22 protein-coding genes are annotated in these 20285 nt (G+C 70.7%); 12 read left to right on the plus strand and 10 right to left on the minus strand.

Going from position 1 to position 20285, the window contains the following annotated elements; all coding sequences use genetic code 11:
• Positions 1 to 188: 188 nt before the first annotated feature.
• Positions 189 to 662, minus strand: a complete 474-nt coding sequence (locus MR1_RS07660) for a DUF6069 family protein (protein WP_067244665.1) — start codon at positions 660 to 662, stop codon at positions 189 to 191.
• A gap of 146 nt (positions 663 to 808) precedes the next feature.
• Here MR1_RS07660 and MR1_RS07665 point away from each other — a divergent pair, with 146 nt between their 5' ends.
• Entirely contained in the window at positions 809 to 1795 is a 987-nt protein-coding gene (locus tag MR1_RS07665; protein ID WP_084344440.1) for an AraC family transcriptional regulator, read from the plus strand.
• 35 nt (positions 1796 to 1830) lie between these two features.
• Complete coding sequence (locus MR1_RS07670; RefSeq protein WP_157517952.1) at positions 1831 to 2559, plus strand: alpha/beta fold hydrolase; 729 nt, start codon at positions 1831 to 1833, stop codon at positions 2557 to 2559.
• A 366-nt stretch (positions 2560 to 2925) separates the two neighbouring features.
• Here the strand turns inward: MR1_RS07670 and MR1_RS07675 are convergent, their stop codons facing one another.
• Both MR1_RS07675 and MR1_RS07680 read right to left on the minus strand, forming a co-directional pair.
• Positions 2926 to 3693: an ABC transporter permease gene (locus MR1_RS07675; protein ID WP_067244671.1), complete on the minus strand. Its 768-nt coding sequence runs from the start codon at positions 3691 to 3693 to the stop codon at positions 2926 to 2928.
• Entirely contained in the window at positions 3690 to 4637 is a 948-nt protein-coding gene (locus MR1_RS07680) for an ATP-binding cassette domain-containing protein (protein WP_255218111.1), read from the minus strand. The genes MR1_RS07675 and MR1_RS07680 overlap by 4 nt, the downstream gene beginning before the upstream one ends.
• 61 nt (positions 4638 to 4698) lie before the next feature.
• Between MR1_RS07680 and MR1_RS07685 the strand changes: the two genes are divergently transcribed.
• Positions 4699 to 5466, plus strand: coding sequence for a TetR/AcrR family transcriptional regulator (locus MR1_RS07685; protein WP_084344441.1), 768 nt, complete (start codon positions 4699 to 4701; stop codon positions 5464 to 5466).
• Between the two features lie 94 nt (positions 5467 to 5560).
• Here MR1_RS07685 and MR1_RS07690 read toward each other — a convergent pair whose 3' ends face one another.
• Both MR1_RS07690 and MR1_RS07695 read right to left on the minus strand, forming a co-directional pair.
• Positions 5561 to 6025, minus strand: a complete 465-nt coding sequence (locus MR1_RS07690; protein ID WP_067244679.1) for a VOC family protein — start codon at positions 6023 to 6025, stop codon at positions 5561 to 5563.
• Between the two features lie 74 nt (positions 6026 to 6099).
• On the minus strand, positions 6100 to 6774 hold the full coding sequence (locus MR1_RS07695) for a TetR/AcrR family transcriptional regulator (protein ID WP_084344442.1): 675 nt from the start codon (positions 6772 to 6774) through the stop codon (positions 6100 to 6102).
• Positions 6775 to 6804: 30 nt separating this feature from the next.
• Here MR1_RS07695 and MR1_RS07700 point away from each other — a divergent pair, with 30 nt between their 5' ends.
• The 4 genes from MR1_RS07700 to MR1_RS07715 are packed head-to-tail and all read left to right on the plus strand — an operon-like array spanning position 6805 to position 10858.
• On the plus strand, positions 6805 to 8358 hold the full coding sequence (locus MR1_RS07700) for an MFS transporter (RefSeq protein WP_217996201.1): 1554 nt from the start codon (positions 6805 to 6807) through the stop codon (positions 8356 to 8358).
• Positions 8359 to 8395: 37 nt separating this feature from the next.
• Entirely contained in the window at positions 8396 to 9037 is a 642-nt protein-coding gene (locus MR1_RS07705) for a TetR/AcrR family transcriptional regulator (protein ID WP_084344443.1), read from the plus strand.
• Entirely contained in the window at positions 9030 to 10028 is a 999-nt protein-coding gene (locus MR1_RS07710) for a hypothetical protein (RefSeq protein WP_067244687.1), read from the plus strand. The genes MR1_RS07705 and MR1_RS07710 overlap by 8 nt, the downstream gene beginning before the upstream one ends.
• Complete coding sequence (locus tag MR1_RS07715) at positions 10025 to 10858, plus strand: CPBP family intramembrane glutamic endopeptidase (protein ID WP_067244689.1); 834 nt, start codon at positions 10025 to 10027, stop codon at positions 10856 to 10858. The genes MR1_RS07710 and MR1_RS07715 overlap by 4 nt, the downstream gene beginning before the upstream one ends.
• A gap of 97 nt (positions 10859 to 10955) precedes the next feature.
• Here the strand turns inward: MR1_RS07715 and MR1_RS07720 are convergent, their stop codons facing one another.
• Positions 10956 to 12290 carry a PucR family transcriptional regulator gene (locus MR1_RS07720; RefSeq protein ID WP_067244691.1) on the minus strand — a complete coding sequence of 445 codons (1335 nt, stop codon included), beginning with the start codon at positions 12288 to 12290 and terminating at the stop codon, positions 10956 to 10958.
• A gap of 89 nt (positions 12291 to 12379) precedes the next feature.
• On the opposite strand from MR1_RS07720, the gene gabT reads away from it, so the two are divergent.
• Genes gabT through MR1_RS07735 form a run of 3 tightly spaced genes read left to right on the plus strand, consistent with a single transcriptional unit; the run spans position 12380 to position 16331 of the window.
• The gene (gene gabT / locus MR1_RS07725) at positions 12380 to 13705 is read left to right on the plus strand and encodes a 4-aminobutyrate--2-oxoglutarate transaminase (protein ID WP_067244694.1); all 1326 of its coding nucleotides are present in this window, start codon (positions 12380 to 12382) and stop codon (positions 13703 to 13705) included.
• On the plus strand, positions 13702 to 14886 hold the full coding sequence (locus MR1_RS07730; protein ID WP_067244696.1) for an acyl-CoA dehydrogenase family protein: 1185 nt from the start codon (positions 13702 to 13704) through the stop codon (positions 14884 to 14886). Before gabT ends, MR1_RS07730 begins: the two co-directional genes overlap by 4 nt.
• A complete protein-coding gene (locus MR1_RS07735) occupies positions 14883 to 16331 on the plus strand; it encodes an aldehyde dehydrogenase family protein (RefSeq protein WP_067244698.1) in 1449 nt (482 codons plus the stop codon). Before MR1_RS07730 ends, MR1_RS07735 begins: the two co-directional genes overlap by 4 nt.
• On the opposite strand, the gene MR1_RS07740 is transcribed toward MR1_RS07735, so the two are convergent.
• The 3 genes from MR1_RS07740 to MR1_RS07750 all read right to left on the minus strand — a co-directional run bounded on the left by MR1_RS07740 (position 16297) and on the right by MR1_RS07750 (position 18757).
• The gene (locus MR1_RS07740) at positions 16297 to 17349 is read right to left on the minus strand and encodes a MerR family DNA-binding transcriptional regulator (RefSeq protein ID WP_067244700.1); all 1053 of its coding nucleotides are present in this window, start codon (positions 17347 to 17349) and stop codon (positions 16297 to 16299) included. The two genes, MR1_RS07735 and MR1_RS07740, sit on opposite strands and share 35 nt — an antisense overlap.
• Entirely contained in the window at positions 17343 to 18029 is a 687-nt protein-coding gene (locus tag MR1_RS07745; protein WP_067244718.1) for a HEAT repeat domain-containing protein, read from the minus strand. Before MR1_RS07745 ends, MR1_RS07740 begins: the two co-directional genes overlap by 7 nt.
• Before the next feature lie 77 nt (positions 18030 to 18106).
• Positions 18107 to 18757 carry a TetR/AcrR family transcriptional regulator gene (locus tag MR1_RS07750; protein ID WP_067244704.1) on the minus strand — a complete coding sequence of 217 codons (651 nt, stop codon included), beginning with the start codon at positions 18755 to 18757 and terminating at the stop codon, positions 18107 to 18109.
• A gap of 71 nt (positions 18758 to 18828) precedes the next feature.
• Here MR1_RS07750 and MR1_RS07755 point away from each other — a divergent pair, with 71 nt between their 5' ends.
• The gene (locus MR1_RS07755) at positions 18829 to 19215 is read left to right on the plus strand and encodes a DUF1761 domain-containing protein (protein WP_067244706.1); all 387 of its coding nucleotides are present in this window, start codon (positions 18829 to 18831) and stop codon (positions 19213 to 19215) included.
• A 29-nt stretch (positions 19216 to 19244) separates the two neighbouring features.
• Complete coding sequence (locus MR1_RS07760) at positions 19245 to 19553, plus strand: DUF1905 domain-containing protein (protein ID WP_231821059.1); 309 nt, start codon at positions 19245 to 19247, stop codon at positions 19551 to 19553.
• Positions 19554 to 19565: 12 nt separating this feature from the next.
• Here MR1_RS07760 and MR1_RS07765 read toward each other — a convergent pair.
• Positions 19566 to 20285, minus strand: a 720-nt coding sequence (locus tag MR1_RS07765) for a M23 family metallopeptidase (protein WP_306304925.1), incomplete at its 5' end; no start/stop codon positions are given.

The raw sequence follows: 20285 nt of genomic DNA on the forward strand, positions 1-20285 counted from the left end.
GCCAGACTCGAGGACTTGTCTATGGTGCGATCCGGCATGGCTTCCACCTGATGCTATGAAAGCGACCTTTGCGGGCTTGCGAACCTGTGCGGTCGCCACCCCTGGACAGAATCACCCACGGCGCCAACTCTGCGAGCACCAGCCGCACCGCGCGTGCGCGGCACGGAGCAGGCGTCTGTGTCGGGCGTTCACAGCTGCTGGTGAGTCTTTCCCGCTGCGGAACTACCCCGACGGCGGAACAGGGGGATGATCACCGCTGCGGCCGCGACATGCATGAAAGTCAACGACAGCTTGGTCTCGGTATCCGCTTCATAGCCGAATGCTGGGAGCGTCGAAACCGCCGCCGCCGTGAGCGCGAGCACCGTCCATACGGTTCGCGCTCGCGTCGTGAAGAGTTCGAGCACGACAAGCAGAACCCATCCCGCGACGGCGGCCGAAAGCACGGAACCGATGACGGCCCAGATGGTGACGTCCATGGACGCGTGCTCGTCGCCGAACGAGACGACGAACGTCGCGCCCGCCGCATCTCCCGCAAGCCAGATGAGCGTGCAGGACAGTGTCGCGACAACGGCGCCGAGCAGGCGAGGACGCCAGTTGGCCGTCAATGTTTGGGGCAGCTTGGGTCGGCTGCTGGCCCGAGTGGTTTGAATCTCAGAGGGCATGAGGTCTCCTGACTTTGAAAGGCCATGGCGGTAATCGGCACGGCGATGATCACGCTATGTCCCTTCTGGGGCACGATCAATGCGCGAATGCACCGCCTTCATGTGTGATCGTCCTTCGGGTGCGAGTTGCCGTATAGACTCAGTTCATGGACATGATGAGCGAGGTGGTCGCGGTCCTCCGGCGAGGACGACCGCGATCTCAGCGCGTCACCTGGACGGCACCATGGGGTCAGCGTTTCGCTGCGGTCGAGGGCTCGGCCGGATTCCAGGTGATCCTCCGCGGGACGTGCTGGCTGCTCCATGATGCTGAGGAACCGATACGCTTACAGACAGGAGACGTCCTGTTCCTCCCCAGCGGGGTCGAGCATGCGCTCGCCGATCGGGTCGATGCCGAGCTCGCTGAGGCGTGCGAACCGGGCCGAGTGACCGGCAACGGCGCCGTTGATATACCGGCGAACCCGGACCATGGGATACCGGGGGAACAAACGGTCACGCTGTGCGGCGCCTACGAACTCGACCTGCGTTTCATTCACCCGTTGCTTGCCCAGCTCCCACCCGTAGTGATCTTGCGCGCGCCACTCGGTCGCGGCGAGCCTCTCAGGGACGCGGTGGAACTACTCGCGATGGAACTCGACCGACCTGGACCGGGCACCGATCACCTGGTCGCCGCACTCCTCGACGTACTGTTCATCCACATCCTCCGGGCGTGCCACGACGAGCGCGTCCTACCGGACAGCGCACATTCCTGGGTCACCGCAATCCGAGACACAGGAATCAGCTCCGCACTCGACGCCTTCCACGACAATCCCGGGCACCCCTGGACAGTCGCCGAACTCGCTCAGCGTGCGGTCATGTCCCGCACCGCCTTCGCGCGCCGATTCCATGAGCTGATCGGCGATCCACCCATGACCTACATCACCTGGTGGCGGATGAATCTCGCCGCCGCCCTGCTCACCGACACGGATCAATCGATGCGCGCGATCGCTCAGCGTGTTGGCTACAGCTCGGAGTACGCCTTCGCACACGCCTTCCGCCGGGAACGTGGAATATCGCCAGGGGCAGCACGCCGAGCCGGCAGACGCGGCGGCCTCCCGGACACCGGCAAACCACCAGAAGAAGGAGACACGGCGTGACAGACCGAAGCTCAAGCCCACCCCGCGGAATCATCGTGGACGAGTTCGGCGACCGCAATGGGACACCCGTCCTACTGCTCCATGGAGGTGGAGTCGCCGGGTGGATGTGGCGACCACTGATCGAGCAGATGGGCGCCGGATACCGATTCCTTGTCCCGGACCTGCCAGGGCACGACCGTAGCGCGCACGCAGACTATGAGTCGCACGAACGGACCATCGAAGCGCTCGTGGAAGCGCTCCAGCACCGCGAGGACCGCCCGGTCGCGGTCGTCGGCTTCTCGCTCGGCGCGCAACTCGCTGTGCTCCTCGCCGTGCGCCGCCCTGACCTGGTCTCGCACGTCGGGATCATCAGCGCCCAGGCAGAACCGTCGAGATGGCCGAGCGCGACCCTCGCACTGCTGCGAACGGCGGCGCCGCTTGCGAAGCGGGAGTGGTTCGCGCGAGCACAGGCGAAGGAACTGTTCATCCCCCCGACGCTGTTCCCCGACTACCTCAGAACCACTCAGAACCTTTCGACACGGACGCTCGTGGCGTCGGTGGGCGAGAACATACGGTTCACCATCCCGCCCACGTGGGCTTCATACGAAGGCAAGGCCCTCGTCGTGGTGGGCGAGCGAGAACGAGCGATCATGGCCCGCTCGGCGCACCACCTCACCCGTTATCGAGCCGATGGCGAGCCTGAAACCATCGCCGAGTGTGGTCACGGAGTTCCGCTCCAGAAGCCACACTGGCTGGCAGACCGACTACAGGCTTGGCTTGCCTGATTGGGTTCACGCCCGACGGCGGTGCCTGAGGCAACATCGAGTCCCTGTATTCAGGGTGATTGCGTCCCTAGCATGACGCGGAGAGCTGCCACCGCCTGAATCGGCAGGACGCCGTTTCCAAGCGCAGCGAGTTGCTGGTTGTCGGTCAGATCGTGGGACGACTCGGTGACCCAGCCAGGTTCGAGACCCATGAGCCATTCCACGAACTCTGGCGCGGGCCGCGGCCCCTTCGTCGTGCTTAGGAGGGCTGGCTTAGGGGCAGATCGCCCGGTGATGTGTTCCCATCGCGCGACGCTTGGCGTAGCGTCCCCAGCGGGGCCTGGACGCCACACGCCGACGGCGTGGACGCGGGTGGCACTGTGTTCGTCATTTTCGTGCAGCGCGTCCGAAGAGCCAGGCGGTCAGCGCCGTTGCCGCGACTCCGAGGCAGGCGAGCCAGATGGCAGCGCCGGCGATTGCGGTGGTGTCGGGTGTGCCGGTGGCGAGGCTGCGGAAGGACTCGATGACGAGGGTGACGGGTTGGTGTTCTGCGAAGCCTTGGAGGAATCCGGGGAGGCTGTCGGTGGGGATGAATGCGGTCGAGAGGTAGGGCAGGAACAGGGCGATGAAGCTGAACATGCCGGCGGAGTCGATGGACTTGGCGGCGAGGCCCCATGCGGCGGCGATGAGGGTGAACACGAGGATGTATGCGGCGAGGAGGACAGCGATTCCCAGCCATTCGAGGATGGATGCCCGGGGTCGGAAGCCGAGGGTGAGGGCGACGCCGAGCACGATGGCGGTGGAGAGGAGGTTGCGCAGGACGCTGGCGAGGACGTGACCGAAGATGACCCCGGCGGCACGGACGGGCATCGTCCGGAGTCTTTCGATGAATCCTTTCGACACGTCGGCGTGGACGGAGGTTGCGGTCAAGGCCGCCCCGAAGCCCGCGCACAGCAGCATGACCCCCGGTGTGACGTAGTCGGCGTATGCGCCCCCGACCGCAGAGCTCAGCGCGGAGCCGAAGACGGTCACGAAGAGGAGCATGATCGCGACGGGGGCCACGACGGCGGTGACGAGGCTGTCGAGGTTGCGGAGGGAGTGGATGAGGCTTCGCTTGGCGAAGACGAGCTCGGCGGGCAGTGCTGTCGAAGTCATCGGGCGGGCTCCGTGTCGGTGGTGGAGGTCGAGGCGGTGTGTCCGGTCAGGGTCAGGAAGGCGTCGTCGAGGGTGGGGGACTGGATGGTGAGCGTCTGGGGGTTACGGCCTTCGTCGTGGAGCCGGTTGAGCAGACGACGGATGCGCTCCGGGCTCCCGTCGGTCGGTTCGCGCAGGACGCTGCCGTCGTCGAGGGTGAGCTCGACGGACTCCCCGCCGACTCGTCGTTTGAGGTCTGCCGCGGTGCCCTCGGCGACGACCGTTCCGCGGTCGAGGACGGCGATCCGGTCGGCGAGGACGTCGGCTTCCTCCAGGTACTGCGTGGTGAGGAGGATCGTCTTGCCCTGGTTGGCAAGCCGACCGACGATCTCCCACAGCGCGTTGCGGCTGCGCGTGTCCATGCCCGTCGTCGGCTCGTCGAGGAAGATCAGCGGCGGGGACGAGACGAGACTGGCGGCCAGGTCCAGGCGTCGTCGCATGCCTCCCGAGTACTGGCCGACTCGTCGTGTGGCCGCGTCGGCCAGGTCGAAGTCGGTAAGAAGCTCCTCCGCCCGCACCCGGGCGGCGGTCTTGCGCATGCCCAGGAGCTGACCGATCATCACGAGGTTCTCACGCCCGGTCAGCTCTTCATCCACGGAGGCGTACTGTCCGGTCACGCTGATGAGCTCGCGCACGCGCGACCGCTCTCGAGCCAGGTCGTGACCGAGGACGCGCACCGAGCCGCCATCCGCCGGGATCAGCGTCGTGAGGATGCGGATGAGGGTCGTCTTGCCTGCTCCGTTGGGGCCCAGGAGCGCGAAGACCGTTCCGGCGGGGACGTCGAGGGTGACGTCGCGGAGCACCTCGTGCGCGCCGTAGTGCTTACGGATGCCGGAGATCGAGAGCGCTACGCCGTCCCGCGGAGGCGACGTGGACATGGTGCGGGGTGTATCGGATGCGATCATGACTACAGCGTAATAGTTACGCAGTACAAGTGCGCAAGCCTTACGCAGTAATCTGGTGTGCATGGCGCATGATGCAGACGACCCGGCCGTGCTCTCCGGGGTGCCCAGGGCCGTCCTGCTGGCGTGGGGCGCGACGCCCGAGGTCACCAAGGGTCCCAAGCCGCGCTGGAGCCTCGATCAGATCCTCGACACCGCCGTCCGCCTGGGCGACGACGAGGGCATCGAGGCGATCACGATGAGCGGTGTGGCGAAGACGCTCGGCAGCGGGACGATGTCGCTGTATCGCTATGTGGAGTCCAGGGAGGATCTGCTGGTCCTCGCGGCCGACCGCGCGCTCGGAGGCGGCGATTTCCCGGCAGAGGGGACGGTGCCGGACCGGATCCGAGGATGGGTCCGGGATCTCAGGCAGGCCTACGAGCGGCATCCCTGGCTCACGGCGATGCCCGTGGGCACCGAGCCCCTCCTGCCGTCCTATCTGCGTCGGCTGGAGGGTGGGCTGGCGTGCTTGGAGCCGTGGCGGGTCTCGGCATCCCGTGCGATCACGGTCCTGACGATGCTGTGGACGTACACGCGCGGCGACGTCGAACAGGCCCGGCAGCTCGCCGAGTTCGCCGGGAGTCAGCCGGCCGCCGAGGTCAACGATCTCCTCGCGGCGCGCCTGCGTGCGCTGACCGGCGACGCGGAGACCTCACGGGTGCTCGCTGCGCTGGAGGACGACCCCGCGCCCGGGTCCGACGCCGACGAGTTCGACGCGGCCGTCGATCTGGTGATCGACGGCCTCAGGGCTGCTCTCGACCCCGCCCCGGGTCCCGCCGGAACGGTGGTGTAGCGAACCGGGTGGAGGCCGATGGGGTCGGGCTCCGGTGGTCGAAGGTGTCGAGGGGTGCTCCGACGACGTGGAGCCAGCGATGGCGGGGCGGGGTTCAGCGGTCGCGGATGTCGTCGGTGGTGAAGCCGTCGCGTGCGGCCCGCTCTTCGAGTTTCTCCAGTTCCTGAAAGAACGTGACCTGCCAGCCTGCCGGCCCCTGGACTCGGGCGTTGAGGCTCTGGAAGGGCGTCTTCACCGGTGGGGCGATCAGGTCGGCACCGCCGTCGAGCGCGGTCGCGACGGCCTGCTCGGTGTCGTCAACCTCCAGCGCGATCCGCAGCGCTCCGGGTGTGTGCGGCGTGCCCTCGACATCGTCGATGTTCTTGGCGTGCGTCGGGGTGGCCAGCTCGATCGTCGCGATGCCCGCATGCAGGATCGCCACGCGGTCGTCGCCCTCGGTGGCGAAGGCCAGCTGCTCCGGCATCCCGAGCACATCGCGGTAGAACCGCACGGCGCTGTCGAAGTCGTCGGTCTCGATGATCAGACGGAGCTGCTTCGGGGAGGGGGTGTTCGATGTCATGTCTCTCATTCTGCAGGCCCTTCCGCGTGCGAGTACCTGCCCCGAAGGCTCACCTCGTGTCCGGTTTCGCGCGGTCAGCCGTGTGGATGGTGCTCTCCTGACGGCGGTTCGAGGGCTTCGAGGGCGCGGCTGTGCTCGATGAGCGCGTCGTAGTCGACCGCGGCGCCGCGCAGCAGCGTCTCGATGGCGTGCTCGGCTTCGGCGTCGGTGATGTGGCGGTCGCCGAACAGGGCGAGGTAGTGCACGAGGGAGCCGACCATGTCGAGCAGGAGCTCGCGGTCGACCTCTGGCCGCAGGTCGCCGCGGGCGATGGCGCGGTCGAGGGTGTGGCTGACGGCGAGCCTGGCCGGTTCGATCAGTGTGTCGAGATACCGGGTGCGCAGTTCGGGTTCGGTCGCGCAGTCGGCGAGCAGGGCGGTGAGCACGTCCGGGCGGATCTGCCGGTAGGCGGCGAGGAACACCGTGACGCTCTCGTCGAGGTCGCAGAGCGTGCAGCCGGTGTCGGGCGAACGCGGCGCGGTGAGCCTCGAGGCGATCGCCGCCAGGGCGAGCGGGGCTCGGCCCGGCCAACGCCGGTAGATCGCCGGACGTGACGTGCCGGCGCGCGTGGCGACCTCCTCGAGGCCGAGCTCGGCGTACCCGCGCTCGTCCAGGATCGCGAGAGCCGCGCTCAGGACCGCCTGGTCGATGTGCGGGTCACGGGGTCGGCCCGCGGCACCGGGGCGTTGCACGGGGGAAGGGGGGGACACGACCCCACTCTACCAGTTATGTTACGTGACATGATGGAACGATATAGAGAAGTCCCCATCCGTGACCGTGCCGCTCGCCGCGAATGGGCCGGCCTCGCGTTGCTCGTCGCCCCCATGCTGACCCTTTCCAGCGACCTGACCGCGCTGTTCTTCGCCGTCCCGACCCTGAGCGCGGAGCTCGATGCCTCGCCGACCGAGACGCTGTGGATCGTGCACGCGTACGGGTTCCTCATCGCGGGCTTCCTGATCACGATGGGCCGGGTCGCCGATCGCGTCGGCGCACGCAGGCTCCTGCTCATCGGCGGCGCGGCCTTCGCCATCCTCTCGATCGTCGCCGCCTTCGCCCCGACCGCGGAACTGCTGATCGCCGCGCGGGCCCTGCTCGGCATCGCCGGCGCGACGCTGATGCCGTCGCTGTTCAGTCTGCTGCGCGTGATGTTCCGCGACGACGACCAGCGCCGTCTCGCGATCGCGATCATGTTCAGCGCCTTCACCGTCGGCGGGGCGACCGGCCCTCTCGTTGGCGGTGTGCTGCTGGAGGCATTCTGGTGGGGCGCGATCTTCCTGATCAACGTCCCGCCGTTGGCGGTGCTGCTCCTCGCAGGCCGGACCCTCCTCCCGGAGCGGCGGGGCGGGCGCAACCGGATCGACCTGCCGAGCGTCGCGCTCTCGGTGCTCGGCATCCTCGCCATCGTCTTCGGCGTGCAAGAGCTCGCCGCCGGCGTCGGCGACGACACAGCTTCCGGCACCGCGGCGCCGAGCTGGGCGCTCGTCGGCTCCATCGTCGTCGGCGCGCTGCTCCTGCTGCTGTTCGTCCGCCGCCAGCGCACGCTGCCGGACCCGCTCCTTGACCTCGGGCTCCTGCGCGACCGGCGCGTCGGCACCTCCCTCGCGGCACTGCTGGTCACCGGCATCGGCGTGGTCGGCCTGTTCTACCTCTTCACCCAGCACCTGCAATGGGTGGGCGGCTTCACCCCGCTGGCCGCAGGGCTCCTGACGTTGCCCTACATCGCCACCGACATCGCCGGCGCACTCGCCGCTCCCGCACTCGCACGACGATGGCGCGCACGTGCCGTCGTGATCGCCGGGCTCGGCGTGGTCGTGGCCGGCGTGCTGCTCAGCGCGGCAGCCGGTGCTGTGGCGTCACTCCCGCTGCTCATCGCAGCCGTCTCGGTCATCGGCCTCGGACACGGTGCCGCGCTCGCGCTGGTGAGCGACCTGATCATCTCCAACGCACCCGAGGAGCAGACCGGCTCCGCCGCCGCGTCGCAGGAGGTCGCCGGCGAACTCGGCACCGCGCTCGGCATCGCGGCAGGCGGCACCGTCGGCGTGCTCACCTACCGGATCTCGATCGACTCGCTCCTGCCGCCCGACACGGACGCCTCGACCGCCGAGGCCGCGCGGTCGAGCCTGCACGAGGCCTTCGCGGCGGCATCCCGGCTGGCCGACGACGGCGCTCTCCTCGCCGCCGTCAGAGAGGCTGCCGCCAACGGGCTGACCGTCTACGCCGTGCTCGCGGCCGCATTGACCGCCGGCACAGCGCTCACCGTCACGGTCGGGCTCAGGCGGGCGCGATCCGAATGAGCGCCCACGCCGCGACCACTTGTTCTAAAATCAGTCCATGTGTTCTGAAACTTCCGGAGCGGCCCGACTGTCGTCCCAGGGGCCTTCCGGATCGTTCATCGAGGCGGCTCGTCGGCGGCAACTCGTCGAGGCTGCCATCGCCACGGTGAACGAGATCGGGTATCACCGTGCGTCGTTGGCGGAGATCGCCAGTCGGGCGGGGATCGTCAAGAGTGCGGTGGTGTACTACTTCGCATCCAAGGAAGGGCTGCTGCTCGACCTCGTGGGGACGGTCTTCGCCTCTCTCGGCGAGAGCGTGCTGGCCGCGGTCGACGGACTCGACGAGCCCGCCGCGCGGCTGCGCGCCTATGCAGAGGCGTACGTCGGTCACGTAGACATCCACCGGCGTGCGATCGCGGCGGCGGTGGAGATCGTGGTCTCGCATCGCACCGCTGACGGCACGCCCCTGTACCTCATCGACGACGAGGAGGACACCGCGCTGCTGCGCAGCATCGTGCGGGCAGGGATGGAGCATGGCGTGTTCCGGCGGATGCCGTTGGATGTGGCGACGGGCCTTGCCGAGAGCGTGCTGGACCGGGCGATCACGCTCGTGCAGCGGGAACCCGACATCGATCTCGGCGAGTTGCGTGCGCAGGTGGTGCCGTTCCTGTTCCGGGGCCTGGGGGTCGATGATGGCTGACCCGGTCCGCGGGATCGGCTACGACGCCGGGGTGATCTACGAGAAGGGCTTCGACAGCAACCCGTCCTTCACCGAGCACGGCGCGCGTCGCGACTTCCGGGCGATCCGTGATGACCTCGGCTGCACGGCCGTGCTCGTCATGGCGAGCGATCCGCAGCGCCTGACGACCGCAGCACGAATCGCGGCCGAGGAAGGCTTGGCCGTGTGGCTGCAGCCGCGCCCGTTCGACCGTCCCGCAGCCGAGTTGCGGGCGGCTGTGCGGTCTGCCGCCGCCGGCGCCGAACGTCTCCGCGCCTCGGGAGCCACCGTGGGGCTGGTGGTGGGCTGCGAGCTCACCCTGTCGAGGCCGGGCATGCTGCCCGGCTCGACGTTCTGGAGCCGAGGATCGCTGCTGACGCTGACGTTCCCGTTGCTCCCACTGGCGAACCGGCGGTTGCGGCGCCTGCTCGGAGAGCTGGTCCGCGACGCGCGAGCCCGTTTCGCCGGTCCCGTCTCCTACGGAGCGGGGGACTGGGAACGGCCGGATTGGTCTGTCTTCGATGTCGTCGGCGCGGACCGTTATCGGGATGCGCGCAACGCGTGGCGGTTCGAAGACGACATCCGTGCGTTGGCCGATCGCGCCCACGCACGGGGCAAGCCCTGTTACGTCTTCGAGTTCGGCTCCTGCACCTACCGGGGCGCCGCCGCCAAGGCCTCGACCGCGGCAGGGGTGCTCCGGGGTCGCACGGACCTGACCGTTCCCAGCGATCTCGTCCGTGACGAGCAGGAACAAGCCGACTACCTCACCGACCTGCTCGACGTCTTCGACCGCGCCGGAGTCGACGGGACGTTCGTGTGGGGGTTCAGCGAGCCCGCCCTGACCACCTCCGACGAGCCCGGTCGCGATCTCGACCTGGCCAGCTACGGCGTCGTCGCCGCCCGCCCGGACGGCACCTGGACGCGGAAGAGCGCATACCACACCCTCGCACAGAGACATCGAGGAACCACATGACGATCACGCCCGCACACCGTTCCCGCCGACTGGTCTCCACGGGTTGGAGGATCGGGCTCGCCCTGCTCCCGCTCGCCGCAGGCCTCACGATCGCGACGATCCTGCTGCCGGCCACGCGCGACCCCTCCGACCCTGTCACCTTGACGATCCGGATCGTGACGGGTCTCGCGATCAGCGCTCTCACCCTCGCCGTGATCGGCGCGCTGATCCGCCACGCCGATCACAAGCGGATGCGTGACGCGGGGCTGACGAGCATCCGCACGGGATGGCGGCTCGCCGTCTGGGGCGCCGCCGTCTGGACCGTGCCTGCCGCGCTCACGTTCGGGGTCCTCGCGCTCCTCGGCAACCCCCTGACGGTCACGGTACCCGCGCTCGATCTCGCCCGGACGGTGCTGCTCGTTCTCCTCGCGGTGCTGCTCACCGAGGCGATCCCGGAAGAAGCGGTCTTCCGCGGGTACATCACCACCGCGCTCGGTACCGTCGCCCGCGGGTGGTGGGTCATCACCATCCAGGCGCTGCTGTTCACCCTCTTCGCCGGAGCCCTGCGGCAGAACTGGAACCCCCTCGACCTCTCCCTCTTCCTCGCCATGGGAATCGGATTCGGCTACCTGCGCATGATCACCGGCTCGGTGTGGATGCCGATCGGCTTCCACACCGCCTTCCAGACCGGAGCCCAACTCGTCCTCACCCACGACGCCGTCGACTTCGCCGGCGACACCGGAGCCGCAATGCTCGCCCTCGGCGCCATCCCCTTCGCCACGGCCGCGATCCTCGTCAGCAGCACCGGCATCCCGCGCAACATACATCCCGGCAGGCCAGAGACGGGCTGACAGGACGGCTGTGCGGCGGCTGATTGACCCACTGTCACCGAACGGGGGCGTCGAGAGGCAAGCCCAAAGCGCGCCCCGCTAGGTGTACCGGGTACAGCTAGGCGCCGCGGTCGCGGAGCGCGATCCACAGCTCGGCGGCGACGTCCGGGTCGTCCAGGGAGGCCTCGAGGAGCCGTTCCGCCGCGACGAGGCGGGGTCGCACCGTGTTCCGGTGCACGCCGAGCTCCCGCGCCGCGCGCTCCGTCTGGTGGCGCTGGCGGAGGTACGCCATGACGGTCCTCTCGAGCGCCGGGTCCGCGTTCGCGAGCGCCTCGGCCCAGCGGGCGGCGCGCGACTCCGGTTCGACCACGAGATCATCCGGTGCCGTCGTGCGGTGCAGGGCGCGCATCCGGGCGGCCGCGGACGGCACGTCCTCCATCCCCACCGGTGCGCTCAGCACCCCGAGGGTCCCGTCCGGCATGACATCGGCGGGCACAAGCGCGACGTGAAGCCCGTCGCGAGAGGCCGAGAGCGCGTGCCCGGAGGACGCCGCCGACACCAGGACGCGTACGGACGCCGGCAGCGCCACGCCGGCGGTGCGGGCCAGGGCGCGCGCGGCGCCCGTCTCCCCGTCCAGCGCCAGTTCCGAGATCCACCGCTCCGGACCGGTCGATCCCGGGGCGAGGGCGAGACCGATCAGCGCGGAGGCGGTGAGCGCGAGCTGCTGGTCGGCCCGGGAGAGCGGGCGTCCCGTGCCGAGCGCGATCGCCCCGATCGTGTCGGCGCCGTCGGTCACGGCGTGGGCGACGACGGCGGATCCGTGCGAGACGAACGAGGCCGCCCGCGCCCCGGATCGCAGGATCGACCGCTCGACGTCGTCGCGGACCGCGGGGAGCATGCCCTCCAGGGACGCGGGATGCAGGCGCTCCGCCGTGCGGCTCTGGCGGAACGGCAGCCACGCGACCCAGCCTCCGATGGCCTGCGCGAGCTGACGCACGACCGATGCGATCGGATCCCGCCCCGCTGCGGCCTGGGCGAGACGCGTGTGCGCGTGCGCCGCGCGCGCCGCCTCGTCCCTGCCGCCCTGGCCGGCGAGCGACCAGTACGCGCGCGAGACGTCGAGGAAGGGGACGCCGTCCGGCACCGCGAACAGCGGGATGCCGTGGTCGCGGCAGGCGTCGATCAGCGCGGACGGCGCATCGTCCCACCCCTCGCCGAGCCCGATCCCGATCGCGCCGATGCCGGACGCGCGGAGCCGGTCGACGTACTCGTCGATCGACGGGGTCCGCAGCGGGATGCCGGTCGTCAGGAGGAGCTCGCCGCCGTCCAGGTAGCGTCCGGGATCGTCGAGCTCGGAGACGTGCACGCCGGTGAGCGGACGCGCGGCGTCGAACGGCGCCAGCGGGCGCAGGGCGGAACCGGCCGTGCGCACGAGCGCGCCGAGGGAGACCATCCTGTCAGTGTGCGGGATGCACACCGACACTGCAAGATCTGGGCGGACCGCATAGAACCCGCGACGAGCGGAGCCCTAGCGTCGATCCCATGACGACCGTTCCCCTCCTGCGCACCGAGATCCCCGGCCCTCGTTCCCGTGAGCTCCACGCCCGGCGTGAGGCGTCCGTGCCCCCGGGCTTCGGGATCACGCTGCCGGTCTTCGTCGCGCGTGCCGGCACGTCGACGCTCGAGGACGTGGACGGCAACACCCTCATCGACCTCGCCTCGGGGATCGCCGTCACCAGCGTGGGCGCCGCGAACCCGCGGGTCCGCGAGAGCGTCGCGGCGCAGCTCGACCTCTTCACCCACACCTGTTTCATGGTGACCGAGTACGAGGGATTCGTGCGCGTGGCCGAATGGCTCAACGAGAACGTCCCCGGCGACTTCGCGAAGCGCACCGGTCTGTTCAGCACCGGCGCGGAGGCGGTCGAGAACGCGGTGAAGATCGCCCGCGCGTACACCGGACGACCCGGTGTGCTCGTGGTCGACGAGGCCTACCACGGCCGTTCGCTGCTCACCATGGCGATGACCGCGAAGGAGCACCCGTACAAGACCTCCTTCGGGCCGTTCCCCGGCGAGGTCGTCCGGGGGCCGAACGCCAACCCGTTGCGAGGCGGCGACGCCGAGACCGCCCTGGCCGAGATCGAGCGGATCATCGCCGGGCACGGCCCCGAGCATTTCGCGGCGCTCGTGGTCGAGCCCATCCAGGGCGAGGGCGGCTTCGTCGTCCCGGCCCCCGGCTTCCTCCCGGGGCTGCGCCGCATCGCGGACGCGCACGGCATCGTGCTCGTCGTGGACGAGATCCAGACCGGACTGGGCCGCACGGGCGCGCTCTTCGCGAGCGCGCACGAGGGGGTCGTCGGTGACCTCACGCTCACCGCCAAGGCGCTCGGTGGCGGCCTCCCGCTGAGTGCCGTGACGGGACGCGCCGAGATCATGGACGCCGCGCACGCCGGCGGGCTCGGCGGCACCTATGCGGGGAACCCTCTGGCCTGCGCGGCCGCCCTCGCGGTCTTCGAGGTGCTGGAGGACCCCGGGCTGCTTCCGCGGGTCGCCCGCATCGAGCGGATCATCCGGGACCATCTGGAGCCCCTCGTCGCGGAGGCGGCGTTCGTCGCCGAGGTCCGCGGGCGCGGAGCCATGATGGCGGTGGAGCTCGCCGACCCGGGCACGCTCGCCCCGCGGCCCGACCTCGCGCAGCGGATCTCCGCCGCGTGCCATGCCGCGGGGGTCGTGACGCTCACCTGCGGCACGCAGGGGAACGTCATCCGCCTTCTGCCGCCGCTCGTCATCGACGAGTCCATCCTGGAGACGGGGCTCACGATCCTCACCGCCGCCATCCGATCCATCGCCGCCGAGGAGGCCGCCGCATGACCGCCGTTCCCGATCTGCTCGACTTCGACGAACTGCTCACCGACGACGAACGGGCGGTGCGCGACCGCGTGCGCGCCTTCGTCGACGCCCGGATCCGTCCCCACATCGCCGACTGGTACGACCGCGCGGTGTTCCCGACCGACCTCGTTCCCGAGCTCGCGGATCTGGGCGTGCTGGGGATGCACCTCACCGGCTACGGATGCGCGGGGCGCAGCGCCGTCGAGTACGGGCTCGCCGCCATGGAACTGGAGGCGGGGGATTCGGGCCTTCGCACCTTCGTGTCCGTGCAGGGGTCGCTCGCCATGAGCGCGATCCACAAGCACGGCAGTGAGGAGCAGAAGCAGCGGTGGCTGCCGCGGATGGCCCGCGGCGAGGTCATCGGGTGCTTCGGGCTCACCGAGCCGAACTCCGGGTCGGATCCGTCCAGCATGACGACGTTCGCGCGCCGCGAGGGCGACGGCTGGGTCCTGAACGGGGCCAAGCGCTGGATCGGGCTCGCCTCGATCGCGCACGTCGCCGTGATCTGGGCGCAGACCGACGACGGTGTGCGGGGCTTCCTCGTCCCCACCGACACGGAGGGCTTCGTCGCCACGCCCATCGCCCCGAAGCTGTCGATGCGCGCCTCGATCCAGTGTGACATCGCCCTGACCGACGTGCGCCTGCCGGCCGATGCCCAGCTGCCCGAGGCGCGAGGGCTGCGCGCCCCGTTCGCCTGCCTGAACGAGGCCCGCTACGGGATCGGGTGGGGCGTCGTCGGGGCGGCGCGGGACAGCTACGCGACGGCCCTCGCATACTCGCGGTCGCGGATGCAGTTCAACCAGCCCATCGGCGCCTTCCAGCTCACCCAGCAGAAGCTCGTCGACATGGCGCTGGAGATCGAGAAGGCGCAGCTGGTCGCTCTGCGCCTGGGCCGGCTGAAGGACGCCGGCCGGCTCGCCCCGCACCAGATCTCCGTCGCGAAGCTCGGCAACACGCGTGCCGCCATCGCGATCGCGCGCGAGGCGCGGACCATCCTCGGCGGCAACGGCGTCTCCGGCGACTACTCGCCGCTGCGGCATGCGGCGAACCTGGAGTCCGTTCGCACCTACGAGGGGACCGACGAGATCCACACCCTGGTGCTCGGCGCCCACATCACCGGATTCCCGGCCTTCCGTCCCGTCGCCTCCGAGGAGCTGTCATGAGCGCGTCCGAGATCCGTCACTTCGTCGACGGGCGGTGGATCGCCGGGGGCGGGGAGCCTCTCGTCGACCTGAACCCGAGTCGTCCGTCGGACGTCGTGGCTGAGGGGCGCGGGGCCTCGGCGGCCGACGTCGACACGGCCTTCCGCGCCGCCCGGGCCGCGTTCGAGGGGTGGCGGAGAACGCCCGCACGTGCTCGCGCGGCGATCCTCCTCCGGGCGGCGGACGCCATCGAGGCGCATCGCGAGGACTGGGGGCGCGAGCTCGCCCGCGAGGAGGGGAAGACGCTGGTCGAGGCGGTCGCGGAGACCGGTCACGCCGCGAACATCCTCCGGTTCCACGCTCAGGAGGTCGAGCGGCAGAGCGGCGAGGTCTTCGAATCGCCGACCCAGGGGGAGCGCATCCTGGTGATCCGTCGCCCGGTCGGGGTCGTCGGCGCGATCACGCCGTTCAACTTCCCGATCTCGATCCCGGCCTGGAAGCTCGCCCCGGCACTCGTCTGGGGGAACACCGTGGTGTGGAAGCCGGCGACCTCCGTCCCGCTCCTGGCGATGCGCTTCGCGCAGGCGCTGGAGGGCGCCGGTCTTCCCCGAGGCGTGCTGAACCTCGTCAACGGTGCCCCCGAGGTCGGCGAGGCCATCGTGGGGCATGCGGACGTCGACGCGGTCACCTTCACCGGCTCCACGCGGGTCGGCCGGATGATCGCCGCACAGCTCGCCGGACGCGGCGTCCCCTTCCAGGGCGAGCTCGGCGGGAAGAACGCCTCGCTCGTCCTGGCCGACGCGGATCTCGACGTCGCGGTCGAGCAGGTGGCCCTCGGGGCGTTCCGCGCCGCCGGCCAGAAGTGCACGGCGACCTCGCGCGTCATCGTGCACGAGGACGTCGCCGACGATTTCCTCCGTCGGCTCGCGGCCCGCACCGCGGCGATGACCGTGGGCGACGCGCTGGACGAGGGCGCGGAGGTGGGGCCGGTGGTGGACGCGGTCGCCCGCGACCGGGTCGTCGCGGCGCTCACGCGAGCACGGGCCACCGCGACGCCCGTGCTCGCTCCCGAGCCGTACACGTCAGGGCCGCTCGCGGAGGGGTACTTCGTCCCGCCGTCGGTGTTCGAGCTGGACGACGACGAGCCGGGGGAGCTCTGGACCGAAGAGCTCTTCGGACCCGTGGTCGGCGTGCGCCGCGTCTCGTCCACCGCGGAGGGGATCCGCCTGGTCAACGACAGCGAGTACGGGCTGTCCACCGCGGTGTTCACGACGAGCCTGGCCGACGCGCTCGCGGCGATCGAGGACATCCGCGTGGGGGTGGTCCATGTGAACTCCGCCTCCGCCGGCGCCGACCTCCATGTGCCGTTCGGCGGCACCGCGGCGAGCGCGCTCGGTCCCAAGGAACAGGGCGCGGCCGCCCGGGACTTCTTCACCGAGACGGCGACGGTCTACCTCCGCGGCTGATCCCGGCGGCTCCCTCCCGTCCGGTCGGGGCCTCGCTCCGACGGCGCAGCAGCGCGGCGGCGGTGAGGGCGACTCGGCGGTCCGGATCCTCCGTCCGCTCCCTCAGCAGCGCGTCCGCCTCGGGGCCGGGGATCTCCGCCAGAGCGGCGACGAGGCGGGCGCGCGCCGCCTCGTCGGCGCCGTCCAATGCGTCCCGGAGAGCGGCGACGACCGGGATCGGCTCCTCGCGGAGCGCGAGGGCGGTCAGGGCGTCGGCCGCCTCCACGTCGTCGCGCCCCTCGACGACGAGCGCGACCAGGCCGGTGATCGCGTCGACGTCGCCGCGGCGCCCTCGGGCGAGGAGGGCGCGAGCCCGGACGAACGGGTCGGGATGCGGATCGGCGGCGGCCAGCGCTTCCTGCGCGCGGGATGTGCCGAGCTTCTGCAGCGCCTCCACGGCGCGACGGCGGCGATCGGGTTCCCCGGAGCCGAGAGCATCGACGAGATCGGGGACGACGCCGTCCCCGATCTGAGCGAGCGCCCAGTCGAGGGCGCCGGCGGCGTTCGGATCGGCCTCCGCCAGCGCGGCGTCCACGACGGCAGCGGCCTCGCGCTCGTCGCCCTCCAGGCCCAGCGCGAGCCGCTGCCGTGCGGACGGGCTCTCCGCGTCCAGGCCGCGAAGCAGAGCGACCGTCCGCAACACGTCCGCCCACCCGTCCGGGGCGCTCGCCCGCACCCGGGTCAGATCGTGCAGCAGGCTCGTCTCCCTCGCCAATCGCTCGCGCGTGCGGGCGATGAGCCGGTCGACCAGCTCGGCGGGCCGGTACGACGGGTCGTCGAGGAGAGCGGCGACCTCCGCAAGTCCGAGGCCCAGCGAACGAAGTCCCTCCACATGGAAGAGGCGCGCGAGGTCCTCCTCCGCGTACCGGCGATAGCCGCCGGCGGTGCGCTGCGCGGGCGAGACCAGGCCGATCCGGTCGTAGTGGCGGAGCATCCGGGCGCTCACCCCCGAGCGCTCCGCCACCTCGCCGATCAGCATCCGGCCGTCCCCGTCCCCGTCCGGGGCGCAGCGCGGAGGGCGACCAGTCGTCGCGCCTCGGCGAGCGCGGTCTCGAACCCCTCGTCCGGGTCCGCCATGATCCGCTCCGTGGCGAGGGCGTGCAGGAGCACGTGCTCCGCGGCGTGGCGGCGCGCCGACGCGACGGCGGGGGCGGCGGGTGCGCCGAGGACGGCGAACGCGCGGCTGAGACTCCGCTGCAGCGCGAGATCGCCCCGGCCGAACTGCGTCGCGAGCGTCTCCGCCAGCGCGGTGACCCCGTCCGCGGGGACGAGGCCGGACGCGGCGCGCCAGGCCGCGCGTGCGACCTCGTCGTCCTCGTCGCGCAGCAGCTCGTCGGAGATCGCGGACCACGTGGCCGGGTCGCCGATCTTCGACAGCGTGTGCAAGGCCTGGCTCCGGGCCTGCGGGATCGGGGACGCCAGCTCCGCGAGCAGGAGCGGGACCACGATCCGCGGGTCGTGGCGGGTGAGCGCCCAGGTGAGCATGTCACGCACGAAGAAGTCCGGCTCGACCGCGCAGCGCTCCACGAGCGGCGGCACGAACGCCTCCGCGGGGCGCGTGCCCGCCGCGAGCGCGGCCTGCAGTCGGGTCGACGACGACGTCGCCTCCAGGGTGTGCCGCATCGTCGTCACCGGGTCCGTCCGGTCTGTCCGGGTCATCTCGACCACCTCCGCCCTCCAGCATCGACCTTGTCACCATGTCAAGGTCAAGGGAAGAGGGCCGACGCCGTCGGCGATCAGCGTCCGTAACGGGCGAGGAAGGTCTCGACGCCTTCGCGCGCGAGGACCGACAGGTCCTCCGGGGACAGACGCGCCGCGCCGGCCGTGAGCGTCGCCCGGTCCAGCGGCGTGCCGACGACCAGCCAGGTGAACTGACGCGCCGCCGTACGCGGGTCGGGGACGTCGAGCACGCCCCGTGCGTCCAGGTCGGCGAGCGCGTCGGCGAGGAGGGACTCGTTGCGGTCCCAGCTGCGGCGCACATAGTCACCGGCCACCGCGGGCAGCCGCTCGGCCTCGGAGATCACCAGGCTCCGCATGCGCACCACGGGGTCGCTCAGGACGCCGTTCTGCAGTGCCGCCGCGAGGTCGAGCAGGGCCGCGCGGGGATCGCCGCCCGCGAGGAGTCTCTCCCGGTGCGGCTTCATGGCGTCTCGGCCCCGGTCGACCCAGTCCGCCACGACGGCGGAGAAGAGGTCCTCCTTCGTGCCGTGCTGACGGTACAGCGTCTGCTTGGAGATCCGCGCGCCCGCGGCCACCGCGTCCATGGTGGTGGCCGCGTACCCCTCCCGGAGAAAGATGTCGCGAGCCACCGCGAGCAGCTCCGGGCCGGTCAGTCCGCCCGGACGCCCTCGGCGTCGGGGCGGCGTGGGGCGATCGATGACATCCATCCCTAAATAGTACTAGACAGTACGCATGGGGAGGTATAGCGTACGGGTAAGTACTCAAATTGGAGGGTGACATGATCGGGATCGGCATCGCCGTCGCCACGGTGGCGGCGTTCATCCTCAGCTCCGTGTATTACATGGTGCTGACGCCGTGGGAGCGGAGGGCGACCGGGGGCCGTGCCGTGGAGCGCGGGAAGCCGGGCCCGGTGCGGGTCCTGGCCGAGCTCCTGCGCACGGCCGTGCTCGCTTCCGGGTTCGGGTGGCTCGCGACGCAGGCCGGGATGACGGATCTGCCGGGCGTGCTGCTGCTCGCCGTCGTGCTGTGGATCGTCTTCCCGGTCGTGCTCCTCACGGGCTCGGTGGGGTGGGATCGTGCGCCCGTCCCCACCGCCGTGCTGCACGCCGGCGACTGGCTCCTGAAGCTCCTGCTGATCGCCGTGGCGATCGGCCTCCTGCACTGACGCGAACGAACCGGAAGGAAAAGACGATCATGGACGACACGAACACGAACATGAGCACGAAGACCGGACCGTTGGACGTCACGTTCACCGCGCCCCTCGTCACGAGCGACGCCAAGGGCGGATGGACCTACGTGCAGATGGAGGGGTCTGCGGAGTACTTCGGGACCCGCGGGCTCGTCAAGGTGAGCGGCACCGTCGACGGCGAGCCGTTCGAGAGCTCCTTCATGGCGCTCGGCGACGGCACGCACAAGCTGCCGGTCTCCGCCGCCGTCCGCCGACGCATCGGCAAGGCCACGGGGGACACGGTGACCGTGCACCTCACCGAGCGGCGCGGCTGATCCCTCGCGGGGTCAGCGGACGTTGGCCTCGAGCCAGGGGAGCGGGTCGATCGGGGCACCGTTCACGTGCACCTCGAAGTGCAGGCACGAGCCGAAGATGTAGCCCGTCGAGCCGACGTTGCCCAGGTACTGTCCGGCGGTGACGCGTTCGCCCACCTCGACGGCCCTGGTGCCGTAGTCCATGTGCCCGTACAGGGTCGAGATCGCCGAGGCTCCGCCTCCGAGATCGTGCTCGATCTGCACGGTCACGCCGTAGCCGCCGTAGCTCTCCTGGGACATCGAGACCACGCCGTCGGCCGCCGCGTAGATCGGCGTGCCGACGGAGGCGGCGTAGTCCTGGCCCATGTGACTGCGGCCGGGACGGCTCTCGCCGAAGCCGTCCGTCATCGTGTAGGAGCCGGCGGACATCGGGATGATGACCTGGCCCGGCTTCGCGATCGGAGCGATGCCGCTGCGTGCGGTGGCAGCGGCGACGGCCTGGATCTCCTCGAGCTCGTCGGGAGTGGTCGCCGTGTAGGACCCGCGGATGCTCACGTCCGGAAGGACCTCGGCGTTGGCGGTGAACGACTGGGCGCGGATGTCCGCGGCGGCCGCCGACGACGAGACCGCGGCACCGGACTGCACGAGCCCGATCGCCGGGATGGTCGTCCCGCACACGAGCGCGGTCACCGCGAGCGCGACGCCGGCGGTGCGGCTGATGCGCCGGACCCCGGGGCGGCGGGGCGCGAAGGA

The sequence above is a fragment of the Microbacterium resistens NBRC 103078 genome, assembly GCF_001552355.1.
GTDB classification, from domain to species: Bacteria; Actinomycetota; Actinomycetes; order Actinomycetales; family Microbacteriaceae; genus Microbacterium; species Microbacterium resistens.

What these genes read in the sequence shown, in the direction of transcription:
- MR1_RS07660 (WP_067244665.1), bottom strand. Translation starts at nt 662, where the DNA reads ATGCCCTCTGAGATTCAAACCACTCGGGCCAGCAGCCGACCCAAGCTG.
- MR1_RS07665 (WP_084344440.1), top strand. Translation starts at nt 809, where the DNA reads ATGGACATGATGAGCGAGGTGGTCGCGGTCCTCCGGCGAGGACGACCG.
- MR1_RS07675 (WP_067244671.1), bottom strand. Translation starts at nt 3,693, where the DNA reads ATGACTTCGACAGCACTGCCCGCCGAGCTCGTCTTCGCCAAGCGAAGC.
- MR1_RS07680 (WP_255218111.1), bottom strand. Translation starts at nt 4,637, where the DNA reads ATGATCGCATCCGATACACCCCGCACCATGTCCACGTCGCCTCCGCGG.
- MR1_RS07685 (WP_084344441.1), top strand. Translation starts at nt 4,699, where the DNA reads ATGGCGCATGATGCAGACGACCCGGCCGTGCTCTCCGGGGTGCCCAGG.
- MR1_RS07690 (WP_067244679.1), bottom strand. Translation starts at nt 6,025, where the DNA reads ATGACATCGAACACCCCCTCCCCGAAGCAGCTCCGTCTGATCATCGAG.
- MR1_RS07700 (WP_217996201.1), top strand. Translation starts at nt 6,805, where the DNA reads ATGATGGAACGATATAGAGAAGTCCCCATCCGTGACCGTGCCGCTCGC.
- MR1_RS07705 (WP_084344443.1), top strand. Translation starts at nt 8,396, where the DNA reads ATGTGTTCTGAAACTTCCGGAGCGGCCCGACTGTCGTCCCAGGGGCCT.
- MR1_RS07710 (WP_067244687.1), top strand. Translation starts at nt 9,030, where the DNA reads ATGGCTGACCCGGTCCGCGGGATCGGCTACGACGCCGGGGTGATCTAC.
- MR1_RS07715 (WP_067244689.1), top strand. Translation starts at nt 10,025, where the DNA reads ATGACGATCACGCCCGCACACCGTTCCCGCCGACTGGTCTCCACGGGT.
- MR1_RS07720 (WP_067244691.1), bottom strand. Translation starts at nt 12,290, where the DNA reads ATGGTCTCCCTCGGCGCGCTCGTGCGCACGGCCGGTTCCGCCCTGCGC.
- gabT (WP_067244694.1), top strand. Translation starts at nt 12,380, where the DNA reads ATGACGACCGTTCCCCTCCTGCGCACCGAGATCCCCGGCCCTCGTTCC.
- MR1_RS07730 (WP_067244696.1), top strand. Translation starts at nt 13,702, where the DNA reads ATGACCGCCGTTCCCGATCTGCTCGACTTCGACGAACTGCTCACCGAC.
- MR1_RS07735 (WP_067244698.1), top strand. Translation starts at nt 14,883, where the DNA reads ATGAGCGCGTCCGAGATCCGTCACTTCGTCGACGGGCGGTGGATCGCC.
- MR1_RS07740 (WP_067244700.1), bottom strand. Translation starts at nt 17,349, where the DNA reads ATGCTGATCGGCGAGGTGGCGGAGCGCTCGGGGGTGAGCGCCCGGATG.
- MR1_RS07745 (WP_067244718.1), bottom strand. Translation starts at nt 18,029, where the DNA reads ATGACCCGGACAGACCGGACGGACCCGGTGACGACGATGCGGCACACC.
- MR1_RS07750 (WP_067244704.1), bottom strand. Translation starts at nt 18,757, where the DNA reads ATGGATGTCATCGATCGCCCCACGCCGCCCCGACGCCGAGGGCGTCCG.
- MR1_RS07755 (WP_067244706.1), top strand. Translation starts at nt 18,829, where the DNA reads ATGATCGGGATCGGCATCGCCGTCGCCACGGTGGCGGCGTTCATCCTC.
- MR1_RS07760 (WP_231821059.1), top strand. Translation starts at nt 19,245, where the DNA reads ATGGACGACACGAACACGAACATGAGCACGAAGACCGGACCGTTGGAC.